Source organism: Streptomyces sp. NPDC008121, from assembly GCF_042957155.1.
GTDB lineage: Bacteria > Actinomycetota > Actinomycetes > Streptomycetales > Streptomycetaceae > Streptomyces.
Genome location: NZ_JBIBHT010000005.1, coordinates 553,488 through 574,413, shown reverse-complemented (window position 1 = coordinate 574,413; position 20,926 = coordinate 553,488). Strand labels below are relative to the sequence as shown.

Annotated in this window: 15 protein-coding genes; 11 read left to right on the top strand and 4 right to left on the bottom strand. The window is 74.2% G+C overall.

What is annotated here, in order from left to right:
- Positions 1-63 precede the first annotated feature (63 nt).
- The gene (locus ACFZBD_RS20150) at positions 64-945 is read right to left on the bottom strand and encodes an N-acetylmuramoyl-L-alanine amidase (RefSeq protein ID WP_391140991.1); all 882 of its coding nucleotides are present in this window, start codon (positions 943-945) and stop codon (positions 64-66) included.
- Positions 946-1,482: 537 nt separating this feature from the next.
- On the opposite strand from ACFZBD_RS20150, the gene ACFZBD_RS20145 reads away from it, so the two are divergent.
- Entirely contained in the window at positions 1,483-3,078 is a 1,596-nt protein-coding gene (locus ACFZBD_RS20145) for a hypothetical protein (RefSeq protein WP_391140990.1), read from the top strand.
- 27 nt (positions 3,079-3,105) lie between these two features.
- Here the strand turns inward: ACFZBD_RS20145 and ACFZBD_RS20140 are convergent, their stop codons facing one another.
- Positions 3,106-3,747 carry a class I SAM-dependent methyltransferase gene (locus tag ACFZBD_RS20140; RefSeq protein WP_391140988.1) on the bottom strand — a complete coding sequence of 214 codons (642 nt, stop codon included), beginning with the start codon at positions 3,745-3,747 and terminating at the stop codon, positions 3,106-3,108.
- A gap of 311 nt (positions 3,748-4,058) precedes the next feature.
- Here ACFZBD_RS20140 and ACFZBD_RS20135 point away from each other — a divergent pair, with 311 nt between their 5' ends.
- A complete protein-coding gene (locus tag ACFZBD_RS20135) occupies positions 4,059-5,378 on the top strand; it encodes a phytase (protein ID WP_391140987.1) in 1,320 nt (439 codons plus the stop codon).
- A 79-nt stretch (positions 5,379-5,457) separates the two neighbouring features.
- On the opposite strand, the gene ACFZBD_RS20130 is transcribed toward ACFZBD_RS20135, so the two are convergent.
- Positions 5,458-6,192 carry a helix-turn-helix domain-containing protein gene (locus ACFZBD_RS20130; protein ID WP_391140985.1) on the bottom strand — a complete coding sequence of 245 codons (735 nt, stop codon included), beginning with the start codon at positions 6,190-6,192 and terminating at the stop codon, positions 5,458-5,460.
- Positions 6,193-6,446: 254 nt separating this feature from the next.
- Here ACFZBD_RS20130 and ACFZBD_RS20125 point away from each other — a divergent pair, with 254 nt between their 5' ends.
- The 9 genes from ACFZBD_RS20125 (at position 6,447) to ACFZBD_RS20085 (ending at position 19,368) form a co-directional block, all read left to right on the top strand.
- Positions 6,447-7,118, top strand: coding sequence for a DUF4097 family beta strand repeat-containing protein (locus ACFZBD_RS20125; RefSeq protein WP_391140983.1), 672 nt, complete (start codon positions 6,447-6,449; stop codon positions 7,116-7,118).
- Positions 7,119-7,303: 185 nt separating this feature from the next.
- Positions 7,304-9,601, top strand: a complete 2,298-nt coding sequence (locus ACFZBD_RS20120) for a DPP IV N-terminal domain-containing protein (protein ID WP_391140981.1) — start codon at positions 7,304-7,306, stop codon at positions 9,599-9,601.
- Between the two features lie 102 nt (positions 9,602-9,703).
- The gene (locus ACFZBD_RS20115; RefSeq protein ID WP_391140979.1) at positions 9,704-11,968 is read left to right on the top strand and encodes an acyl-CoA dehydrogenase family protein; all 2,265 of its coding nucleotides are present in this window, start codon (positions 9,704-9,706) and stop codon (positions 11,966-11,968) included.
- A gap of 19 nt (positions 11,969-11,987) precedes the next feature.
- Entirely contained in the window at positions 11,988-13,184 is a 1,197-nt protein-coding gene (locus ACFZBD_RS20110; RefSeq protein WP_391140977.1) for a beta-ketoacyl synthase N-terminal-like domain-containing protein, read from the top strand.
- Positions 13,185-13,342: 158 nt separating this feature from the next.
- Positions 13,343-14,803, top strand: coding sequence for a DHA2 family efflux MFS transporter permease subunit (locus ACFZBD_RS20105; RefSeq protein ID WP_391140976.1), 1,461 nt, complete (start codon positions 13,343-13,345; stop codon positions 14,801-14,803).
- Between the two features lie 277 nt (positions 14,804-15,080).
- Entirely contained in the window at positions 15,081-15,935 is an 855-nt protein-coding gene (locus ACFZBD_RS20100; protein ID WP_391140975.1) for a MaoC/PaaZ C-terminal domain-containing protein, read from the top strand.
- A gap of 24 nt (positions 15,936-15,959) precedes the next feature.
- A complete protein-coding gene (locus tag ACFZBD_RS20095; protein WP_391140973.1) occupies positions 15,960-17,036 on the top strand; it encodes an alcohol dehydrogenase catalytic domain-containing protein in 1,077 nt (358 codons plus the stop codon).
- A gap of 15 nt (positions 17,037-17,051) precedes the next feature.
- A complete protein-coding gene (locus ACFZBD_RS20090) occupies positions 17,052-17,993 on the top strand; it encodes a 3-oxoacyl-ACP reductase (RefSeq protein WP_391140972.1) in 942 nt (313 codons plus the stop codon).
- 148 nt (positions 17,994-18,141) lie between these two features.
- The gene (locus ACFZBD_RS20085) at positions 18,142-19,368 is read left to right on the top strand and encodes a nucleotide disphospho-sugar-binding domain-containing protein (RefSeq protein WP_391140970.1); all 1,227 of its coding nucleotides are present in this window, start codon (positions 18,142-18,144) and stop codon (positions 19,366-19,368) included.
- A gap of 264 nt (positions 19,369-19,632) precedes the next feature.
- Here the strand turns inward: ACFZBD_RS20085 and ACFZBD_RS20080 are convergent, their stop codons facing one another.
- Positions 19,633-20,736 (bottom strand): hypothetical protein, encoded by a 1,104-nt coding sequence (locus tag ACFZBD_RS20080; RefSeq protein WP_391140969.1) that lies wholly within the window; start codon positions 20,734-20,736, stop codon positions 19,633-19,635.
- Between the last annotated feature and the right edge of the window lie 190 nt (positions 20,737-20,926).

The following is a 20,926-nucleotide window of genomic DNA, read 5'->3' as shown; positions in this document are numbered from 1 at the left end:
TAGGGATGGCGCGGAGCACGGGGGCGGCCCCATCGTACGGAGCGAATCTATCGCCCGCGGGTTCTACCCCTTGAGGTAGGTCCTGATGCCGTCGGCGATTCCGCGCGCCGCTTTCTCTCGCCACGCCGCGTCGGTCAGCAGCGCGGCGTCCTTCGGGTCACGCATATTGCCGCATTCGACGAAGACCTTGGGCACGGTCGAGAGATTGAGTCCGCCGAGATCGTCGCGGACGTCCAACCCCGTGCCCGCGCCCAGGTAGTTGGCGGGCGCGGTCCCGGTCGAGCGGGCGAAGTGCCGGGCGATGCCCTCGCCGAGGGTACGGGAGGGGCCGACGATCTTCGTGGTGTCGGCGCCGCCGGAGGTCACCCGGGCGGGCAGGATCACATGGAACCCGCGGTTGCCGGTCGCCGAGCCGTCGGCGTGCACGGAGACGACGGCGTCCGCGCGGGCCGCGTTGCCGGTCCTCGCGCGCTCGTCGATACAGGGGCCGAAGGGGCGGTCGGCGTCGTGGGTGAGCACGACGCGGGCGCCCTGGGCTTTGAGGAGATCGCGGAGACGGTGTGAAACATCGAGGGTGAACGCGGCCTCGGTGTATCCGGCGTCGGTGGACGTACCGGTGGTGTCGCATTCCTTGCGGTTCGTCCCGATGTCGACCTTCTGGTTGATCTCACGGGTGTGACGGAAGTTGCCGGGGTTGTGCCCGGGGTCGATGACGACGGTTCGACCGGAGAGGGGGAGCGCGCCGGTGTCCGTCGCCGGGACCGACGAGGTGGCACCGGTCCCGCCCCCCGGCCGTGCCGACGCGGGCGGAGCGGCCTGTCCGGGCCGCGTGGGCGGCGTCCCGCCACCCGCCGTGGCGCCGCACCCCGCGAGCGTGACGCATCCGAGCAGGGCGAGGGCGGGCGCGAGGACGGGGGCGAAGGTCTTCCGGTGGTCGTACGGCACGTCGCGACTCTAATGCGAGGCGGCCCCGCGACAGGCCGAATAGTCCGTTGACGCGAGGAGTCTGTGGAGGGACTGTGGCGGGTAGGGGTAGGGCGCGCCGGTGATCCGACACCGCGCGGGACCACGGGGGGCACTGTGGCGGGCTTGGAACCGAACGACGCGCCGCACGGGGCGCACGACGACAACGACCCGAACGGCGCACGCGGCCACGACCCCCGGACGGCGGGTCCGGCCGGCGGGTGGGGGCCGGCTCCGGGGACGACGGACGGGCCGGGGACGGCCGGAAGACCGGACGGGGCCGGAGGGCCGGACGGGGCCGGAGGGTCCAGTGGTCCGGGAGGTCCCCGTGCGGACGGTACGGCCGGTGGGTCGGCGGCGGGGCACGGCGCTCCGCCGGTCTCGGACGGTGGGTCGGCGGCGGGGCACGGCGGTCCGTCGGCCTCGGACGGTGGGTCGGCGGCGGGGCTTGGCGCTCCGCCGGTCTCGGATGGTGCGTCCAGCGGCGGTTACGGCCCGGGGGCCGGTGGCGGCACACCCGTGTACGGCGCTCCCGCGCACCCCTACGACGCCTGGGGCGGCGGGGCGGTGCCGCCGCCGCCCGTGGGGCCGCCGCGGGTGCCGCCGCCGCCCGGCGAGGCGCGCCCGGCCCAGGCCGCGCTGGCGGGCCTGCTGAACCTCTCCTGCCTGGGCCTCGGCTATGTGCTGCTCAGACAGTGGGCCCTGGCCGCCGTCTGCTGGGCCGCCACGGCCGTCCTGCTCCTCCTCGCCCTCCCGGCCGACGTGGACGGCGTCCCCACCGGAGTCCTCGTCGGCTACGGCCTCTTCCTGCTGGCCGCCGCCGCGGACGGCGCCCGGCGCGGGCTGCGCGCCCCCGCCCGCTCCCTCGCCCTCCCGGCCGCGCTCCCGATCGCCCTCGCCCTGGCCCTCCTGGTCGTGCCCGTCGGCGGCACCCTCGCCTACGGCGCGGCCCGCGACGAGGCCGTGGAGCAGTCCCTGCTCGACCGCCTCGCCGCCGCCGACGCCCTGGTGAAGTCGGCGGAGGGCCAGAGCTTCAGCAGCGTCCAGGCCGACTACCGCGAGGCGCTCCTCACCTACCAGGACCTCGGCACCCGGCGGGCCGGCTCCCGCGCGGGCCGCCTCGTCCCCGACCGCCTCGACGCCTACTACGCCGCCGTCTCCGCGCCGTACGGCTCGAAGAACTACTGCGAGGCCGTCCCCCGCCTCCAACACCTGCGGGGCCTGCCGTCGACCGTGGACCGCGCCCTCCTCGGCGACCTGGCCGGCAAGGCCGACGAGCCGCTGGCCCACTCGTGGTACGCGTGCGGAACCAGCCGCATCGGCGTCGCCGGCGCCGAGGCGACGGCCGCCGAGCAGCTCAACGCCCTGCTGTCGACGTTCCCCCAGTCGCCGCACGCCACGAAGGTGGAGACCGCGGTCCGGGAGAGCATCCGCAGCCGCGAGGCCACGCTGAACGGCTCCGCCGCCGACCCCTGCGACACCGTGACCGAACTGCGCCGCGTCGGCACCACCGTCGACCTGCTGCCCCGGCCCGCCTTCGCCGCCCTCTCCCGGGCGAACGGCGAAGCGGTCGGCAAGGGCGACTTCGCCTGCGGGGTCCGGCAGTTCAGGGACAAGAAGTACACCGACGCCATCGGGACGATGACGGAGTACACCAAGCAGCACCCGGGCAGCCCCCAGGCCGCGCACGCCCGGTCCATCGCGATCGCCGCCGAGATCGCCGCCGAGGACGCGGCGGCGGGCAAGCGGCTGCCCCCGGCCACGGCCCCGGGCGGCGCGCGGATGGTGATGGTCGTCTCGAACGACGGCCCGGGCGAGGTCGAACTCCTCTACACCGGGCCCGTGACGGGACGCGTCACGATCAAGGCCTGTGGCACCTGCAAGGCGTACCAAGGGAGCCTCGCCCGCAACGCGCCGAAGATCAAGGCGTGCTCAGGACCCTCGTCGAAGTACCCCAAGACGACGATCACGCTCCCCGCCGGCAGCTACCACCTCCTGCAGAAGCGGGACGCGACGGGCACGACCTCTCCCGTGAACAAGTCGAGCACGGCCACGATCGAACCCGGCTACAGCTACACGAACTGCCTCTACGTCACCACGGGATTCGGCTTCTAGGGGGGCTGGAACGTAGTGCCGTCCGCCTCAGGCGCCCGGACGGCGGCGCAGGACCCGCAGGGAGCCGGTGACGGAGACCTCCTCGAAGTCACCGGACTCCAGGGCCCGGAGATAGACGCGGTACGGAGCCTGGCCGCCGTCCCGCGGGTCCGGGAAGACGTCGTGGATGACGAGCACGCCGCCGGCGGCGACCTTCGGGGCCCAGCCCTCGAAGTCGGCCGTCGCGTGCTCGTCGGTGTGGCCGCCGTCGATGAAGACCAGACCGAGCGGGCCCGCCCACACCTTCGCGACCTGCGGCGAGCGCCCGACCACCGCGATCACGTGGTCCTCGAGGCCGGCGGCGTGCAGCGTCCGGCGGAACGTCGGCAGCGTGTCCATACGGCCGACCTCCGGGTCGACGACCGTCGGGTCGTGGTACTCCCACCCCGGCTGCTGCTCCTCGCTGCCCCGGTGGTGGTCCACGGTGACGACGACGGTCCCGGCCGCCCGGGCCGCGTCCGCGAGCAGGATCGTCGACCGGCCGCAGTACGTCCCGACCTCCAGGAGCGGCAGGCCGAGACCGGCGGCCTCGGCGGCGGCCCCGTACAGCGCGAGCCCTTCCTCGGCGGGCATGAAGCCCTTGGCGGCCTCGAAGGCGGCAAGGATCTCGGGGGCGGGCTCGGCGGGCATGGGCGGGTCCTCCTACTGGCGGGTACGTTCGTGCGAGCGCCATCGTGCCCTACCCGCCCCGTCCCAACCACACCGTCCGGGTGGGCCCGCGCCGGACCGGCCGCCCCGCCGGGCGCCGGACCGTCCTCGCCGGCCGCCTCTCCCCAGCCGTGTGGGGCCGGAGCTGACGGGTCATCGGATGTTCACGGCGACGACCGCCCCCGCTCACCCGGCGGCCCTAGGGGGTGTCTGACAATTCCCCGCGGCGTCGCCGGGGAATCGTCAGACACCCCCTAGCCTCTCGCCCGTCCGCTTCCTTACCGAGGAGTATCGTGAGCGCTTCCGCTGTGTCGGCCCTGGCCGCCGCGTTCCTGCTGGTTTCCGGAGCCCCCGCGCACCCCGCCCCGGTGTACTTGACCGCGCCCGTCGAGACACCCGCCGTTTACGACGACGAGGCGGGCGGCAACGCCGACGCCGACGACCCCGCGGTCTGGGTCGACCCGAAGCGACCGGGGCGCAGCATCGTGATCGGCACGCTGAAGGAGGCCGGCCTCGACGTCTACGGTCTCGACGGGCGGCGCCTGCAGCACATAGCCGCGCCCGCGGCGCCCGGCGAGGACGCCGCACCGGGCCGGTTCAACAACGTCGACGTCGTCTACGGCTTCACCCTGCGCGGCAGGAAGACGGACCTGGCGCTCGTGAGCGACCGGGGCCGCGACCGGGTCCGCGCCTACGCGATCGACCCCGCCGCCGTCGCGGCCGGCAAGCCGCCCCTGAGGGACGTGACGGCGGCCGACGTGCGGCCGGTCTTCGCCGCCGACGAGGCCGAGGTCGACGAGCAGCGCACGGCGTACGGACTCGCCGCGTTCCGCGACGACGACGACACGTACGTCGTGGTGTCGCAGCGGGCGGAGACCCGTCTGCGGCTCCTCGAACTGGTCGACCGGGGCGGGAAGGTGGGGTACCGGACCAAGGACACCCTCGACCTGCCCGGCGGCTTCACCCTGCCCGACGGGACCGCGTGGAAGCCGTGCGCCGACCCCGGGGAGCGCCCGCAGGTCGAGGGCATGGCCGTCGACCAGGAGGAGCACGTCCTCTACGCGGCCCAGGAGGCCGTGGGGCTGTGGCGCATCGACCTCGACGACGAGGAGTTCGAGCGGCCCGAGATGATCGACCGGGTCCGTGAGTACGGCACGCCGTGGACGTACGACCCGGTCGAGGAGGAGTGCGTCCTCGACACCGCCGCCGACCCCGGCTTCGGCGGTGAGCACCTGAGCGCCGACGCCGAGGGCGTCACCGTCTACCACGCGGCGAACGGCGCCGGTTACGTGCTCGCCTCCAGCCAGGGTGACAACGTCTTCGCGGTCTACGGGCGGAAGGGCGACAACGACCACCTCGGCTCCTTCACCCTCGCCGACGGACCCTCCGTCGACGGGGTGCAGCACTCCGACGGCTCCACCGTGGTCAACGTCCCCCTCGGCGGCGCCTTCCCGAAGGGGCTGCTGGTCACCCACGACGGCGAGGCGACCCCGGCCGACGGGGACCGCGAGGGCACCAACTTCAAGCTGACGCCGTGGGACGCGGTGGCCCACGCCTTCCCGAAGCCGCTCACGGTCGACACCCGGTCGTTCGACCCGCGCGACACGGACTGACGGGCACCCGGTTCGGCCCGCCCCGCCCCGGCCCACCGGTCGGGCGGGCCGAACCGCGTACGCGGGAGCCGACACGGCCTCAGACGGAAGCGTCCGGGGCCGTGTCGGCCTTCGTGTGGAGGATCGCGCGGGACTGCTCCGCCGCGCGCGTGATGCCCTCGGAGACGAAGTCGAGGAAGCGGGCGATGTTCTCCAGCCGGGTCGCGGCCGGAGTGCCGGAGCCGAGGACCCCGACGCCCTCCCGCGCGGTCTCGATGATCAGGGCGTTGGACCGCACACTGGCCATCATCGCCTGGTACCAGACGTCGTCGTCGACGACATAGCGCTCGCGGCGGCGTTCGTCGCGTTCCCGGCGGACCAGGCCCTGGCTCTCGAGGAACGCGACGGCCTTGGAGACGGACGCCGGGCTGACCTGGAGCCGCTGGACGAGTGCGGAGGCGGTCAGGCTGCCTTCGTCGGTGAGGTAGAGACAGGCCATCACCCGGGCCATCATCCTGGGCGTGCCCGCCTGCATGAGGACGGCGCCGAAGACCTCCTCGTACGCCCGCACCGCCTCGGCGTCGCGCCCGTGGGCCTGCGGCGGGGCCTGCGCCTCCCGGGGCGGGGTCTGTCCGCGCCGCCTGGCGCGGTGCTCGGTGGAGCGATGGGCCAGATCGGCGCGGTAGGCGGTGGGGCCGCCGTTGCGCATCACCTCGCGCGTGACCGTGGAGGTGGGCCGGTCGAGACGCCGGGCGATCTCGGCGTACGCGAGGCCGTCGGCCACTCCCAGCGCGATCTGCTGGCGTTCCTGCTGGGTGAGCCTGCCTCCGGGCATGTCGGGGTCTCCTTCGTGGTCCCTGGTTCCTTCGCACGGCCAGAGTAGCGTTCGCTTCCATTCCATTGCAACGCGCCATGGTGGCATCGTTGCATTAAGCTGCAGCATCAGTGCAACAATTTCCCTTGTTTGACCAGCAGTTATGGCGTCGATGCTCGACAACGCCATTGTCGGTTTGGTGAACGCAACGTAGCTTTTCCTTCATCGGAAACAGCGGCCGCAGAGAGCGGACGCTGAAGCAGAAGGAGAGCGTCATGCAGAAGTTCGCCACCACCGCCCCCGTCTCCGTCGTCCTCGACATCCCCGCCGGCCGCGTCCGGTTCATCGCCGCCGACCGGGCGGACACCACGGTCGAGATCCTCCCCGCGGACGCCGCCAAGAGCCGCGACGTGAAGGCGGCCGAGCAGACCGGCGTCACGTACGGCGACGGGGTCCTGCGGATCGCGGCCGCACGGCCGAAGAGCGCGGTCCTCTGCAACTCCGGTTCCGTCGAGGTGACGGTCCAGCTGCCCGCCGGCTCCCACGTCGAGGCGAAGGGCGCGGGCGTCGAGTTCCGCGGCGTCGGACGCCTCGGCGAGGTCGTCCTCGACAGCGCGCAGGGCCCGGTCAAGATCGACGAGGTCGCGAGTGCCCGCATCACCCTCCTCGCCGGCGACATCTCGGTCGGCCGCCTCGGCGGCCCCGCGGAGATCAGCGTCCAGAAGGGCGACATCCGCGTCGCCGAGGCCGTGCGCGGCGCGGTCGTCCTGCGCGCCGCGTCGGGCGAGGTGTCGGTCGACGTCGCCCGCGGGGTCTCCGCCACCCTGGACGCCGGCACCTCGCTTGGCCGCATCCGCAACTCCCTCAAGAACGCCGACGGCGCCGCCGCCGGCCTCACCATCCAGGCCACCACGGGCTACGGCGACATCACCGCCCGAAGCCTCTGAGCGGATCCCGGTCCGGATCCCGGTCCGGATCCCGGAACGGAGACCGGCCCCCAGAGCCGCGAGCCCCCGCGCGGAGGCCGGGCTCCCGCCGCCAGAGCCGCGAGCCCCCCCCCGACGGACACGGGGCTCGCGGCCCACGGAACCGACCCGCTGCCATGACCGACACCCGAGGAAGGCCCCACCCGATGAGCACCCTTGAGAACTACCAGGCCGCGGAACGACTCCTGCGCCGCCCGCTCCGGCCCGGCGAGCTGGTCGTCGGCGCCAAGGTCAGGCCCCAGTGGACCGACGGCGGGGCCCGCTTCTGGTACGCGGTCGAGGACGGGCCCGGCCGGCGGTTCGTGCGGGTCGACCCGGCGGCCGGCACCCGCCTCCCGGCCTTCGACCACGGCCGGCTCGCCGCCGCGCTGGCCGCCGCCTCCGGCAGGCCGGTCGACGCCGAGGCCCTGCCGTTCGCGGCCGTCGAACCGGCCGAGGACGCCGTCGAGTTCGACGCCTTCGGCGAGCACTGGCGCTGCCGCCTGGACGACTACGCCTGCGAGCGGGCCGAGCCCGCGCCGCCCGGCAACCCGCTGGAGGTGCTCTCGCCGGACGGGAAGACGGCGGTCTCCCGACGGGGCCACGACCTGTGGGCGCGCTCGCTCTCCGACGGGAGGGAGTGGCCGCTGACCACCGACGGCGAGCCCGGCCACGGCTACGGCTACGGCCCCGAGTCCACCGCCAACCCCACCCTGCTCCGCAAGATCGGCCTGCCCCACCTGCCGCCCGCGGTGGCCTGGTCGCCCGACTCCACGAAGGTCCTCGCCCACCGGACCGACGAGCGCCGCGTCCGGCAGACCCACCTCCGGGAGAGCCGGCCCGCCGACGGCGGCGCGCCCCGCACGCACACCCAGCGGTACGCCTACCCCGGTGACGAGCACGTGCCGAAGGCCGAGCTCGTCGTCCTGGACGTCGCCACCGGCGCGGTGGTCCGTGCGCGGACGGAGCCGCTCCTCATGCCGGTGATGTCGCCGATCGCGATCTCCTGGGCGTGGTGGGCCCCGGACGGTTCGGCCGTGTACTACCTCGACCGGCCGCGCGACGTACGCACGCTCACCCTGCACCGGCTGGATCCGGACACCGGCGCGGTCACCACGGTGATCCGCGAGACCGGCGACACCCGCGTGGAGCCCAACCAGTGGGCGTACGAGCAGCCGATCGTGCGGGTCCTCGCCGACGAGGTGCTGTGGTACTCGCAGCGCGACGGCTGGGGCCATCTGTACCGCTACGACCTGCGCACCGGTGAGTTGCTCGGGCAGGTCACCTCCGGGCCGTGGGCGGTGCGGCGGATCCTGCGTGTCGACGAGGCCGGGCGGGTGGTGTACTTCACCGCCTCCGGGCTGGTCGACGGGGATCCGTACCGCCGCACCGTCTGCCGGGTCGGGCTGGACGGCTCCGGCTTCGCCAGGGTCACGGACGACGACCAGGACCATGTCGTCACCCTGCCGGACCACGCGGACACCCTGCCGGGCCGGCAGGAGTACTTCCTCGACTCCGCGTCGACCGTCGACACCCCGCCCGTGACCCGCGTCCGCGACTGGACCGGCCGGGTGCTGGTCGAGCTGGAGCGCGCCGACGTCGGCGCGCTCGCCGCCACCGGCTGGACCGCCCCGGAACGCTTCCGCGTCACGGCGGCCGACGGGGTCACGGACATCTACGGCGTGCTCTACCGGCCGCGCGGGTTCGACCCCGCCCACCGCTACCCCGTGGTGGACAACCTCTACCCCGGCCCGCAGGTCAACCGGGTCGCCCCGTGCTTCGACCCCGGCGGCATGGGCATGGACGCGGAACCCCTCGCGGCGCTCGGCTTCGTGGTCGTGGCGCTGGACGGGCGGGGCACGCCCGGCCGGAGCAAGGCCTTCCACGACGCCTCCTACGGCCGTGTCGCCGACGCGGGCGGCCTGGCGGACCACGTCGCCGCGCTGCGGCAGCTGGCCGAGACCCGGCCGTGGATGGACCTGGACCGGGTGGGCGTGTTCGGCCACTCCGGGGGCGGCTTCGCCGCGGTGCGCGCGATGCTGGACTTCCCCGAGGTGTACAAGGCCGGAGCCGCCCTCTCCGGCTCGCACGACCTCCGCTACTTCAACGCCGGCTTCGCCGAGTCCTACGACGGCGCGGACGCGCCCGAGGCCTGGGAGCGCGCCTCCAACGTGGACCTCGCGGACCGGCTGGCCGGCAAGCTCCTGCTCGTCCACGGCGAGATGGACGACCAGGTCCACCCGGACCTGACGCTGCGACTGGCCGACCGGCTGATAGCGGCCGACAAGGACTTCGAGCTGCTCGTCGTGCCCGGCGCCGAGCACACCTTCATCGATTGCCTGACCTATGTCCGCAAGCGCTCCTGGGACTTCCTGGTACGCGCACTGATGGGCACGGAGCCGCCGGCCTACCGGCCTGCCCCCCTGCCCCTCGGCCCGGAGCTGCTCGCCGAACTGTTCGCCTGAGACCGCGAACGGCGGGCCGGGAACCCCCGGCCCGCCGTCGTCTCCTACTCGGCGCGTATCTGACCTTCCGTCAGATTGGAACGTGTTCTAGTCTGCCGTGCCATGGGCATCGCCATCACGCAGGAACAGCGGGAGCTGGCCCGATCCGTCCGCGGCCGGCTCGCCCGCGTCGTACCGGCCGAGGAGGTCCGCAAGCACCTGGACGTCCCCGCCACCGCCACCGGCCGTCCCGTCTACTGGGACGCCTTCGCCGAGCAGGGCCTCCTCGGGGTGCACCTCCCCGAGGAGTACGGCGGTGGGGGCGGCGACCTCGTCGACCTCGCGGTCGTACTGGAGGAGGCGGCGGAGGCGTCGCTGCCGGGGCCGTACCTCCCGACCGTCCTCGCCGCCGAACTCCTCACCCGCGCCGCCCGGCCCCCGGCCGGTGAACGGCGGGAGACGGGAGGCGCGGGGGAGACGGGGGAGGCGGGGGACTCCCGCCGAGCCCGGCGGAGGCGCCTCGGCCGGCTCGTCGCGGAGATCGCCGAAGGCCGCCGCATCGCCGCCGTCGCCCTCGGGCCCGGTGAACTGACCGCCGTCGAGACCCCCGACGGGCTCCTCCTCGACGGCAGCGCCCCGCCCGTCCTCTGCGGCGCACAGGCCGGGCTCCTGGTCCTGGCCGCCACCACCGCGCGCGGGACCGTCTGGGCCGCCGTCGACGCCGACACCCTCGCCCTCCGGCCCCACGAGAGCGCCGACCCCACCCGGCCCACCGCCGAGGTCACCGCCACCGGCACCCGCGTCCCCGCCGACCGGATCCTCGGCATCGACTCCGCCCTCGTCCAGGACCTCGCCGCCGTCCTCTTCGCCGCCGACGCCTGCGGAACCGCCGCCCGCGCCCTGCGGACGGCGACCGAACACGCCAGGACCCGCGAACAGTTCGGCCGGCCCATCGGCAGGTTCCAGGGCGTCAAGCACCTCTGCGCCGACATGCTCGTCCGCGTCGAGCAGGCGCGCGCCCTCACCTGGGACGCCGCCCGCGTCTCGGCGGCCGCACCCGCCGAGCCCGCCGACGTCCGGTCCCTGTCCGCCGCGCTCGCCGCCGCCACCGCCCTCGACGCCGCGTACGGCTGCGCCAAGGACTGCGTCCAGATCCTCGGCGGCATCGGCTTCACCTGGGAGCACGACGCCCATCTGTACCTGCGCCGCGCCCTCGTCGCCCGCCAGCTCCTCGGCCCCGGCGACCGGCACCGCGCCCACGCCGTCCGCCTCGCCGTCGGCGGCACCCGCCGCGAACTCCGCCTCGAACTCCCCCCGGAGGCGGACGAGCACCGCACGCGCGCCCGGGAGGCCGTCGCCCCCGCCGCCGGGCTCGACCCCGCCGCCGCCCGCCGTCTCCTCGCCCCCACCGGCTACGCCGCCCCGCACCTCCCGCCGCCCTACGGACTCGGCGCCGGGCCGCTCCAGCAGCTCGCCGTCCAGCGGGAGACCGCCGACGCGGGGGTGCGGGTCGCCGGACTCGGCATCGCCACCTGGGTCGTCCCCTCCCTCCTCGCGTACGGCACCCCCGAGCAGCAGACCCGTTTCCTCGGCCCCACCCTCCGCGGCGACCTGCTCTGGTGCCAACTGTTCTCCGAGCCCGACGCGGGCTCCGACCTCGCCTCCCTGCGCACCCGTGCCGAACGCGCCGCCGACGGCGGCTGGCGGATCAACGGACAGAAGGTGTGGACCAGCGCCGCCCAGTGGGCCGACTTCGGCATCCTCCTCGCCCGCACCGACCCCGATGCCCCCAAGCACCAGGGGCTCACCTACTTCGTCGTCGACATGAGGAACACCCCGGGCATCGACATCCGGCCCCTGAAGGAGATCACCGGAGACGCGCTCTTCAACGAGGTGTACTTCGACGACGTGCCGCTCCCCGCCGACGCCGTCGTGGGCGAGGTGAACGACGGCTGGCGGGTCGCCCGCAACACCCTCGGCAACGAACGCGTCCACATGGCCGACCAGGTCGCCTTCGACAGCGGCCTCGAAGCCCTGATCGGCCGGGCCGCCGACGCCGACAGCGCCGTACGCGTCCGGATCGGGGCGCTCGCCGCCGAGGCGCACGCCCTCGCCTGCATCGGCCTGCGGACGACGATGCTCCAGGTCTCCGGGCTCGAACCGGGTGCGGGAGCCAGCGTCCGCAAGCTCGTCCAGACCCTCCACCAGCAGAAGGTCGCCGAGCTGACCCTCGAACTGCTCGGCCCGGCGGGCGCGGTCCGCGAGGGGCCGGGGGAGCGGGCCGTCCACGACCTGCTGATGTCCCGCTGCCTGACGATCGCCGGAGGCACCACACAGGTCCAGCTCAATGTCGTCGCCGAGCGCCTGCTCGGCCTGCCGCGAGACTGAACGGAAGGGGAACGCGACCATGGGGAAGGCGTACATCGTCGGCGTCGGGATGACGCGGTTCGAGAAGCCGGAGACACGCGACTGGCAGTACTGGGACATGGCCAGGGAGGCGGGGACGGCCGCCCTCGCCGACGCGGGGATCCCCTACGAACGGGTGGAACAGGTGCCCGTCGGCTACTGCTTCCAGACCTCCACGGCCGGCCAGCGCGCCGCCTACGAACTCGGCCTGACGGGCGTCCCCGTCTACAACGTCAACAACAACTGCGCCACGGCGTCCACGGCCCTGATGATGGCCCGGCAGTTCGTGGCGGGCGGCGTCTCCGACTGCGTCCTCGCCCTCGGCTTCGAGAAGATGGCGCGCGGTTCGCTGGGCGGCGGCTCCGGCGGTGCGGCCGACTTCAGCACCTCCCCGGTGGCCCGGCACTACGGCATCATGGCCGCCGCCCACGGCTTCGAGACGTCCCCGCCCACCGCGCAGATCTTCGGCAACGCGGCCCGCGAGCACATGGAGCGATACGGGACCACCGAGGCGCAGCTCGCCGCCGTCGGCGCCAAGAACCACCGGCACTCGGCGGACAACCCCTACGCCCAGTTCCGGGACGTGTACTCGGTCGAGGAGGTCCTCGCCGCTAAGACCGTCCACCGCCCGCTGACCCGGCTCCAGTGCTCGCCGACCTCGGACGGCTCGGCGGCGGCCGTGGTCGTCTCGGAGCGGTTCGTCGTCGAACACGGCCTGCACGACAAGGCCGTGGAGATCGCCGGGCAGGCGATGACGACCGACACCGAGGACTCCTTCACCTCCGGCTCCTGCATCGACGCGGTCGGCCGCCCCATGTCCCGGGCGGCGGCCCGGCAGGTCTACGAGCGCTCCGGCCTCGGCATCGAGGACGTGGACGTGGTCGAGCTGCACGACTGCTTCTCCATCAACGAACTGCTCACCTACGAGGCCCTCGGCATGTGCGAGGAGGGTGCGAGCGGCAAGCTCGTCGAGTCGGGGGCGACGACGTACGGCGGCCGCTGGGTCGTCAACCCCTCAGGAGGGCTGATCTCGAAGGGCCACCCGCTGGGCGCCACCGGCCTCGCCCAGGCCGCCGAACTGGTCTGGCAGTTGCGGGGCGAGGCCGGGCCGCGCCAGGTGGCGGGCGCGCGGGTCGGACTGGCGCACAACATCGGCCTGGGCGGCGCGGCGGTGGTGACGATGCTCCGGAGGCCATGAGGCCATGAGGCCATGAGGTCATGAGGCCATGAGGTCATGAGGTCATGAGGCCGGGAGGTCGGGAGCCGCGAGGCCGTGAGGCGGGGAGGTCGTAGGACCCTGGGCCGGGGGCCGGTACATCCCTCGCAGCATGTACGGACCATTCGTGCTCTGCGACCATGACATGCATGGTTCACACCGACTCGGCCGCCGAACGGTCCGCGCCCCAGTCCGCCGCCAAGCCCGCCTCCCTACGATCCGACCGCCGCGCCTGGCTCGTCGTCCTGGCCGCCTGCGCGGGGCAGTTCCTCGTCGTCCTCGACGTGTCGGTGGTGAACGTGGCCCTGCCGTCGATGCGGGCCGACCTCGGACTGTCGGCCACCGGCCTGCAGTGGGTCCTCAATGCGTACTCGATCGCCTTCGCCGGTTTCATGCTGCTCGGGGGACGGGCGGCCGATCTCTTCGGCCGGAAGCGGATGTTCCTTCTCGGCCTCGGTCTCTTCACCGCCGCCTCCATAGCCGGCGGCCTCGCCCAGGAGGGCTGGCAACTGGTCGCCGCCCGTGCCGTCCAGGGCCTCGGCGCCGCCGTCCTGGCGCCCGCCACGCTCACCATCGTCACCGCCGCCGTCCCCGCCGGGCCGGCCCGGACCCGGGCCATCGGGACCTGGACGGCGGTCGGCGCGGCCGGCGGCGCGGCGGGCGGGTTCGTCGGCGGGCTCCTGGTCGACCTGCTCTCCTGGCGCTGGGTCCTCCTCATCAACGTCCCGGTCGGGGTCCTGGTGCTCATGGGCGCCCTGGTGTGGCTGACCGAGAGCCGGGCCCACGGCGGCCGGCGGCTCGACCTGCCCGGCGCGGTCCTCGTCACCGGCGGCCTCGCCTCCGTCGCGTACGGCATCGTGCAGACGGAGGAGGCGGGCTGGGGCGACCCCGTCACCCTGGCCCCGCTGCTCGGCGGGCTCGCGCTCCTCGGCGCCTTCGTCGCGGTGGAGGCGCGGACGGCCGCCCCGCTGATGCCGCTGCGGGTCTTCCGCTCGCGCGCCGTCACCTCGGCCAACGCGGCGCTGCTGCTGTGCGCCTCGACCTCGTTCGGCATGTGGTTCTTCATGACCGTGTACGCCCAGAACGTCCTCGGCTACACCCCGCTCCAGGCCGGACTCGCCCTGGTCCCCAGCTCGGTCAGCGTCATCATCGGCTCCAAGCTGGCGCCCCGTCTGATGCCCGTGACCGGCGCGCGGAACCTCGCCGTCATCGGCGCCCTGGTCGCCGCGACGGGCTTCGGCTGGCAGTCGACGATGACGACGGACGGGACCTTCCTGTCGATCATCCTGGGCCCGGGCGTCCTGATGATGGCCGGCATGGGTCTGCTGATGCCGCCCCTGGCCACCCTCGCCACGGCCGGCGCCGAGCCCGGCGAGGCCGGTCTCGTCTCCGGGCTGGTCAACACCTCCCGCACGATGGGCGGCGCGCTGGGCCTCGCGGTCCTCTCCACCGTCGCGGCCGCGAGGACGGCGGGCGGCCACACCCCGGAGGCCCTGACGGCGGGCTACGCCCTCGCCTTCCGCACGGCGGGAGTCGTCCTCGTGGCGGCTGCGGTCCTGATGCTGCTGTGGCTCCCGAGGCCGGAGCGCACCAAGGTCTAGGTCGTGTCTCGCCCGGACCGCGGTCCCGGGCGTGACCCCGGTGCGCCGCCGGTCCACACCGGTTCATCTGACGCGCCGTCAGGAGGGTTCACAACTCCCACCCGCTCGGCTATACATGTGCATCACCGACCTAGAACGCGTTCTAGAACGGCGGGCGCGTACGGGACGGTCCCCGCACGGCCTCGGTGCGGCCGACGGTGCGGACGGTCGTGCCGAGGTCTTCTCCTGTCCACCGGTCCCCACGGACCCGCCCGGATCTCCAAGGAGCAGCAAGCCGATGCCCATTGACGCCGCCAAGGCCGTCGCCGCCGAGCCCCGCAGCGCCGAGATCGCCTGGGACCACAAGGACGTCCAGCTTTACCACCTGGGCCTGGGAGCCGGCACCCCGGCGACCGACCCCGACGAGCTCCGCTACACCCTCGAGTCGAAGCTCCACGTCCTGCCCAGCTTCGCCACCGTCGCCGGCGCGGGCATGGGCGTCGTCGGCGGCCTCTCCGCCCCCGGCATCGACGTCGACCTCGCCGCCGTCCTGCACGGCGGACAGGCCCTCACCCTCCACCGCCCGCTCCCCGTCAAGGGCCGGGCGGTCAGCACCTCGCGCGTCGCCGCCGTCCACGACAAGGGCAAGGCCGCCGTCCTCGTCCTGCGCTCCGAGGCGGCCGACGACGACGGCCCGCTGTGGACCAGCGACGCCCACATCTTCGTCCGCGGGGAGGGCGGCTGGGGCGGCGACCGCGGCCCCTCCGAGCGCCTCGCCACCCCCGACCGGGCGCCCGACCGGACCGTGGAGCGCGCCGTCCGCGAGGACCAGGCGCTGCTCTACCGGCTCTCGGGCGACTGGAACCCCCTCCACGCCGACCCCGAGTTCGCCAAGCTGGCCGGCTTCGACCGGCCGATCCTGCACGGACTCTGCTCGTACGGCATGACCCTCAAGGCGGTCGTCGACACCCTCCTCGACGGGGACGTCACCCGGGTCCGCTCGTACCGCACGCGCTTCGCCGGAGTCGTCTTCCCCGGCGAGACGCTGCGCCTGCGGATGTGGGCCGGGGACGGCCGCGTCCAGGTGTCGGTGACGGCGGTGGAGCGGGACGACGCGCCCGTCCTCGCCGACACGCTCGTCGAACACTCGTAGACCCATCCCGAAGGGAGCCGCACCATGCGCGCAGCCGTGCTGCACGAGATCGGCCAGGACAAGCTCGAGGTCCACGACGACGTCGAGGCGGTGGGCTTCGGCCCCGGCAGGGTGCGGATCCGGGTCCGGGCCACCGGCCTGTGCCACTCCGACGTCTCCGCCATGAGCGGCGTCCTTCCCCAGCCCGCCCCCTTCGTCCCCGGCCACGAGGGCGCGGGCGAGATCCTCGACGTCGGCGACGGCGTCACCGGACTCGCCCCGGGCGACCGGGTGCTGATCTGCTGGCTCCCCGCCTGCGGGAGCTGCCCCGCCTGCAAGCGCGGCCAGACCCAGCTGTGCCTGGCCGGGTTCATGAACGCGGGCACCCCCAACTTCAAGCGCCCGGGCGGGGACGTCTTCGGCTTCGCCGGGACCGGCACCTTCGCGGAGGAGGTCGTCGTCGACGCGGGCTGCGCCGTCCCGATCCCCGACGACGTGCCCTTCGACATCGCCGCCCTCATCGGCTGCGGAGTGACCACCGGGCTCGGCGCGGCCGTCAACACCGCGAAGGTGGAGGCCGGTTCCTCGGTCGCGGTCATCGGCTGCGGCGGGGTCGGCATCTCCGCCATCCAGGGCGCCCGGCTCCAGGGCGCCGCCCAGATCGTCGCCGTGGACCCGGTGGAGTCCCGCCGCGAGGCCGCCCTGCGGTTCGGCGCGACGGAGGCGGTCGCCCCCGACGCCCTCGCCGACGCGAAGCAGCGGATCACGGCGGGCGAGGGCTTCGACTACGTCTTCGAGGTCGTCGGCAAGTCCGCCACCGCCCGCACGGCGTACGACACCACCCGCCGCGGCGGCACCCTGTGCGTGGTCGGCGCGGGCGCCCTCGACGACTTCCTGCAGCTCAACATGTTCGAGCTGTTCTTCGACGAGAAGCGGATCCTGCCGTCGATGTACGGCGGCGGCGACGTCCTGCGCTCGTACGAACGGGCCATCGCGCTCTGGCGGGCCGGCCGGATCGACCTGGAGTCGCTGATCACCCACCGCGTGCCGCTGTCCGGGATCAACGAGGCGCTGGAGCAGATGCGCACGGGTGTGGCCCTGCGAACCTGCATCGAGATCTGAGAGGACCGCCACGCGATGTCACTCCCTCTTGAGGGCCTGTCCGCGATCGTCACCGGCGCCGGGCGCGGGCTCGGCCGGGCCGAGGCGCTGGAACTCGCCCGGCTGGGCGCCGCCGTCGTCGTCAACGACTACGGCCGACCGGGACGCGACGGCTCCGGCGCGGCCTCGGCCGGACCCGCCGAGGAGGTCGCCGAGGAGATCCGGGCCGCCGGCGGCCGGGCGGTCGCGCACGTCGGCGACGTCGCCGACTTCGAGACGGCCCGGGCCCTGGTCGACCTGGCGGTGGACACGTACGGAAAGCTGGACGTCCTGGTCAACAACGCGGGCATCCTGCGGGACCGGATGGTCTTCTCGATGAGCGAGGACGAGTGGGACTCGGTGATACGGGTCCACCTCAAGGGCCACTTCAACACCACGCACTTCGCGGCGGTGCACTGGAGGGCCCGGGCGAAGGCGGGCGAGCCCGGGGTGTACGGCCGGATCGTCAACACCTCGTCGGAGGCCTTCCTGGCCGGCTCGGCGGGCCAGCCGAACTACGCGGCGGCGAAGGGCGGGATCGTGGGCCTGACGACGTCCACGGCGCTCGCCCTCGCCAAGTACGGCGTCACCGCGAACGCGATCTGCCCGAGGGCCAGGACGCGGATGACAGAGGACGTCTTCGCGGGCTTCGCCGAGCCGGCGGCGGGCGAAACGGACCCGCTGGCACCCGAGCACGTCGCCCCGCTGGTCGGGTACCTGGCCTCACCGGCCGCGGCCGGGGTGAACGGGCAACTCCTCGTCGTCCACGGCGGCATGGTGGCGATCGTGGACCGGCCGAGGGTCGCGGCGAAGTTCGACACCGCCAAGGACGCCTTCACCTACGAGGAGCTGGACGGACTGCTCTCCCCGTACTACGCGGGGCGCCCGGCCGGCGAGACGTTCGCGGCCGCGGAGGTCCTGGCCCTGAAGAAGGGCTGACCGGGACCGAACCAGGCCGGGCAGAGCGCGCGGGGCCGGGAACGTCGCACGGAATGATCTTCGAGGTGGTTGGATCTCCGGAGGTGAGGCACGGCCGGGCCGCACGTCACGACGGCCGGCCCGGCCGCGAGAAGACGCGAACGAGGAGATGCACGACGTGCGTGTGCTGTTGTCGACCTACGGGTCGCGGGGGGACGTCGAACCGCTGGTGGGACTCGCGGTCCGGTTGCGGGAACACGGCGCGGAGGTGCGGGTGTGCGCGCCGCCGGACGAGGACTTCGCGGAGCGGCTGGCCGGCGTCGGCGTGTCCGTGGTGGCCGTCGGGCCGTCGGCGCGCGCCCTGACGACCTCGGCGACGCGCCCCTCGGCGGCCAATCTGCCGCAGCGCGCGGCCGCCCTGATCGCCGGCCAGTTCGAGGTGATACCCGCCGCGGCCGAGGGCTGCGACGTGCTGGTGGCGACCGGCGCGATGCCCGCCATCGCCGGGGCGCGGTCGGTGGCCGAGAAGCTGGGCATCCGCTACGAGTCCGCGATCTTCCAGCAGCTGACCCTGCCCTCGCCGCAGCGCCCGCCGCTGGCGTACCCCGGACGGCCGTTCCCGCCGGAGGTGACCGACAACCGGGCCCTGTGGGAGCTGGACGCCCGCAGCATCGACGCGCTGTTCCGCGAGGCGCTCAACACCAACCGGAGCTCGCTCGGCCTGCCCCCGGTGGACGGCGTCCGCGACTACGCCTTCGGCGACCGGCCCTGGCTGGCGACGGACCCGGTCCTGGACCCGTGGCGCGAGACGCCCGACCTCGACGTCGTCCAGACCGGCGCGTGGGTCCTGCCCGACGAGCGGCCGCTCCCGGCGGATCTGGTCGCCTTCCTGGACGCCGGCGCGCCACCCGTGTACGTCGGCTTCGGCAGCATGGCCGTCAGCGGGGGAGAGGACACGGCCCGGGCGGCCGTCGAGGCGGTCCGCGCGCACGGCCGCCGCGTCCTCGTCGGGCGCGGCTGGGCGGATCTGGGCCTCGTCGACGACCGGGACGACTGCTTCGCCGTCGGCGAGGCCAACCACCAGCGGCTGTTCGAGCGGGTGGCCGCCGTCGTGCACCACGGCGGCGCGGGGACGACGACGACGGCCGCGGGGGCCGGCGCCCCGCAGGTGGTCGTGCCGCAGCTGGCGGACCAGCCGTACTGGGCCGGCCGGGTGGCCGAACTGGGCATCGGCGTCGCCCACGACGGCCCGGTCCCGACCGTCGCCTCCCTGTCGGCCGCGCTCGCCACGGCCCTGGACCCGGAGACCGGCGCCCGGGCGAAGGCCGTGGCCGGCGCGGTCCGCCGCGACGGGGCGGCGGTGGCCGCGAAACTCCTCCTCGACAGCGCCGGCTGACGGGCGGTCGGGGCCGCGGCGGGTACGGCCCCGCGCGCGGGACGGTCGGAAAGGGACGGGCCCCGGGGAGATCCCCGGGGCCCGTCCCTGTCACTGCTCTTCCGGGTCGCGACGGTGGCGGCCGCGTGCGGAGGACCCGGAGTCCTCCGACGGCGCCGCCTCACCGCGGTGCCTACCGGAGCCGTGCGGCTCCATCCCGTCCGTGCGTGCTTCCGACATGGTGGAACTCACCCCGTACTGATCGCTGTTGCTGCGGCCGTGAGTCTAACCAGCCGCTTTGCGGTCCGTGAGGGGTGCCTGCTGCAACGGGACCGGGCGGCACACCACCGGCTCCGGCGGCGCTGGTTCCGGTTCGGTCGGGGCCTCGACCGCGGCGAGCCCGCACCGCACCCCGTCGGTCGTGTACGGCAGCCGCAGGACCCCTTGCGGTGTCCAGAGCCCCGCGCCCGCCAGCCAGCCGGGTGGCGCCGCGAGGTGGTGGATCCGGCGGCCCGACGGCCGCCACACGCCCACCCAGCTGCCCGCCGCCCCGTCGATCCGCAGCGCCACCGAGCAGCTCTCCGGCTGCAGCACCTGCCCCGGCTGCACCGCGAACGGCGTCACCGCCGCGTCGTCCAGACGTAGGCATTCGGGGAAGTGGATCGGCATCAGACTCCCCAGGACCCCCCACCCCAGCCGCTCGTGGCCCGGGGACGGCGCGTCGGATCGGATCAGCAGCAGCCCGCTGTCCGGATCCGCCATCAGCAGCCGGTCGGTGCTCCCGTCGGTGATCTGGAGCAGCGGCGTCACCTCCCCGCCCCGCTCCAGGTCGACCGCCACCGCCTTCACCGGCCCGCCGTCGAGCCGCCGGTCGAGCGCGAGCATCCGCCCCGTACGGTCCAGCCAGACCCCGCCCGTACAGCGGCCCTCGATCTCCGCGACCTGCTCCGGGCCGAACGCCCCGCCCGCCACAAGCCACAGCGTGGTGGTGTCCCGGCCGACGACCATCGCGTACGCGCAGATGCCGTCCGGCGACGGCGGCAGCAGCGTCAGCTCCTCGGCCGCGACCGCGCCGAGCGGCAGCTCGCCCGTCCCCGGGCCGGTGGGGTACAGCAGCGAGAACGTGTGCCGGTCGCCGTCCACCCGGCGCTCGACCAGCACCCGCCCGTCCGCCAGCGGCAGCAGCCGCGCGGTCGGCTCCTCGGGCTGGCCGACGGGAAGCGGCACGGCGTACGGCTCGGGCCCGTCGAGGGTCCACCGCTCCGCGTACAGGGCGTCTCCCGACCCCGCGAGCCGGGCCGCGTACGCGCCGTTCGCGGTGATCGTGAACCTCGTCGGCCACATCGCGCCGTCGTCCTCCGCCGCCGTCTCGATGGCACAGGCTGTCATCGACTCGTCACCTCCGGCCACCGAAGCTAGTTTTCGCACGTCCAGCCGGACAACACGACCCCTGTCACTTCACACATAAGGGTGGCCGTGTGCCGGTTCGGCTGAGGGGGACGGGACGGTTGTGCCTCGTCGGCCGGATCCGGCCGGCGCGCACGGCGCCCGGCGGCCGCGTCGCGACCCCCTGACGACG

Excerpts from the sequence above, each read along its gene's own strand:
- ACFZBD_RS20140 (WP_391140988.1), bottom strand. The coding sequence starts at position 3,747 with ATGCCCGCCGAGCCCGCCCCCGAGATCCTTGCCGCCTTCGAGGCCGCC.
- ACFZBD_RS20130 (WP_391140985.1), bottom strand. The coding sequence starts at position 6,192 with ATGCCCGGAGGCAGGCTCACCCAGCAGGAACGCCAGCAGATCGCGCTG.
- ACFZBD_RS20125 (WP_391140983.1), top strand. The coding sequence starts at position 6,447 with ATGCAGAAGTTCGCCACCACCGCCCCCGTCTCCGTCGTCCTCGACATC.
- ACFZBD_RS20120 (WP_391140981.1), top strand. The coding sequence starts at position 7,304 with ATGAGCACCCTTGAGAACTACCAGGCCGCGGAACGACTCCTGCGCCGC.
- ACFZBD_RS20115 (WP_391140979.1), top strand. The coding sequence starts at position 9,704 with ATGGGCATCGCCATCACGCAGGAACAGCGGGAGCTGGCCCGATCCGTC.
- ACFZBD_RS20110 (WP_391140977.1), top strand. The coding sequence starts at position 11,988 with ATGGGGAAGGCGTACATCGTCGGCGTCGGGATGACGCGGTTCGAGAAG.
- ACFZBD_RS20105 (WP_391140976.1), top strand. The coding sequence starts at position 13,343 with ATGACATGCATGGTTCACACCGACTCGGCCGCCGAACGGTCCGCGCCC.
- ACFZBD_RS20100 (WP_391140975.1), top strand. The coding sequence starts at position 15,081 with ATGCCCATTGACGCCGCCAAGGCCGTCGCCGCCGAGCCCCGCAGCGCC.
- ACFZBD_RS20095 (WP_391140973.1), top strand. The coding sequence starts at position 15,960 with ATGCGCGCAGCCGTGCTGCACGAGATCGGCCAGGACAAGCTCGAGGTC.
- ACFZBD_RS20090 (WP_391140972.1), top strand. The coding sequence starts at position 17,052 with ATGTCACTCCCTCTTGAGGGCCTGTCCGCGATCGTCACCGGCGCCGGG.
- ACFZBD_RS20085 (WP_391140970.1), top strand. The coding sequence starts at position 18,142 with ATGCACGACGTGCGTGTGCTGTTGTCGACCTACGGGTCGCGGGGGGAC.
- ACFZBD_RS20080 (WP_391140969.1), bottom strand. The coding sequence starts at position 20,736 with ATGACAGCCTGTGCCATCGAGACGGCGGCGGAGGACGACGGCGCGATG.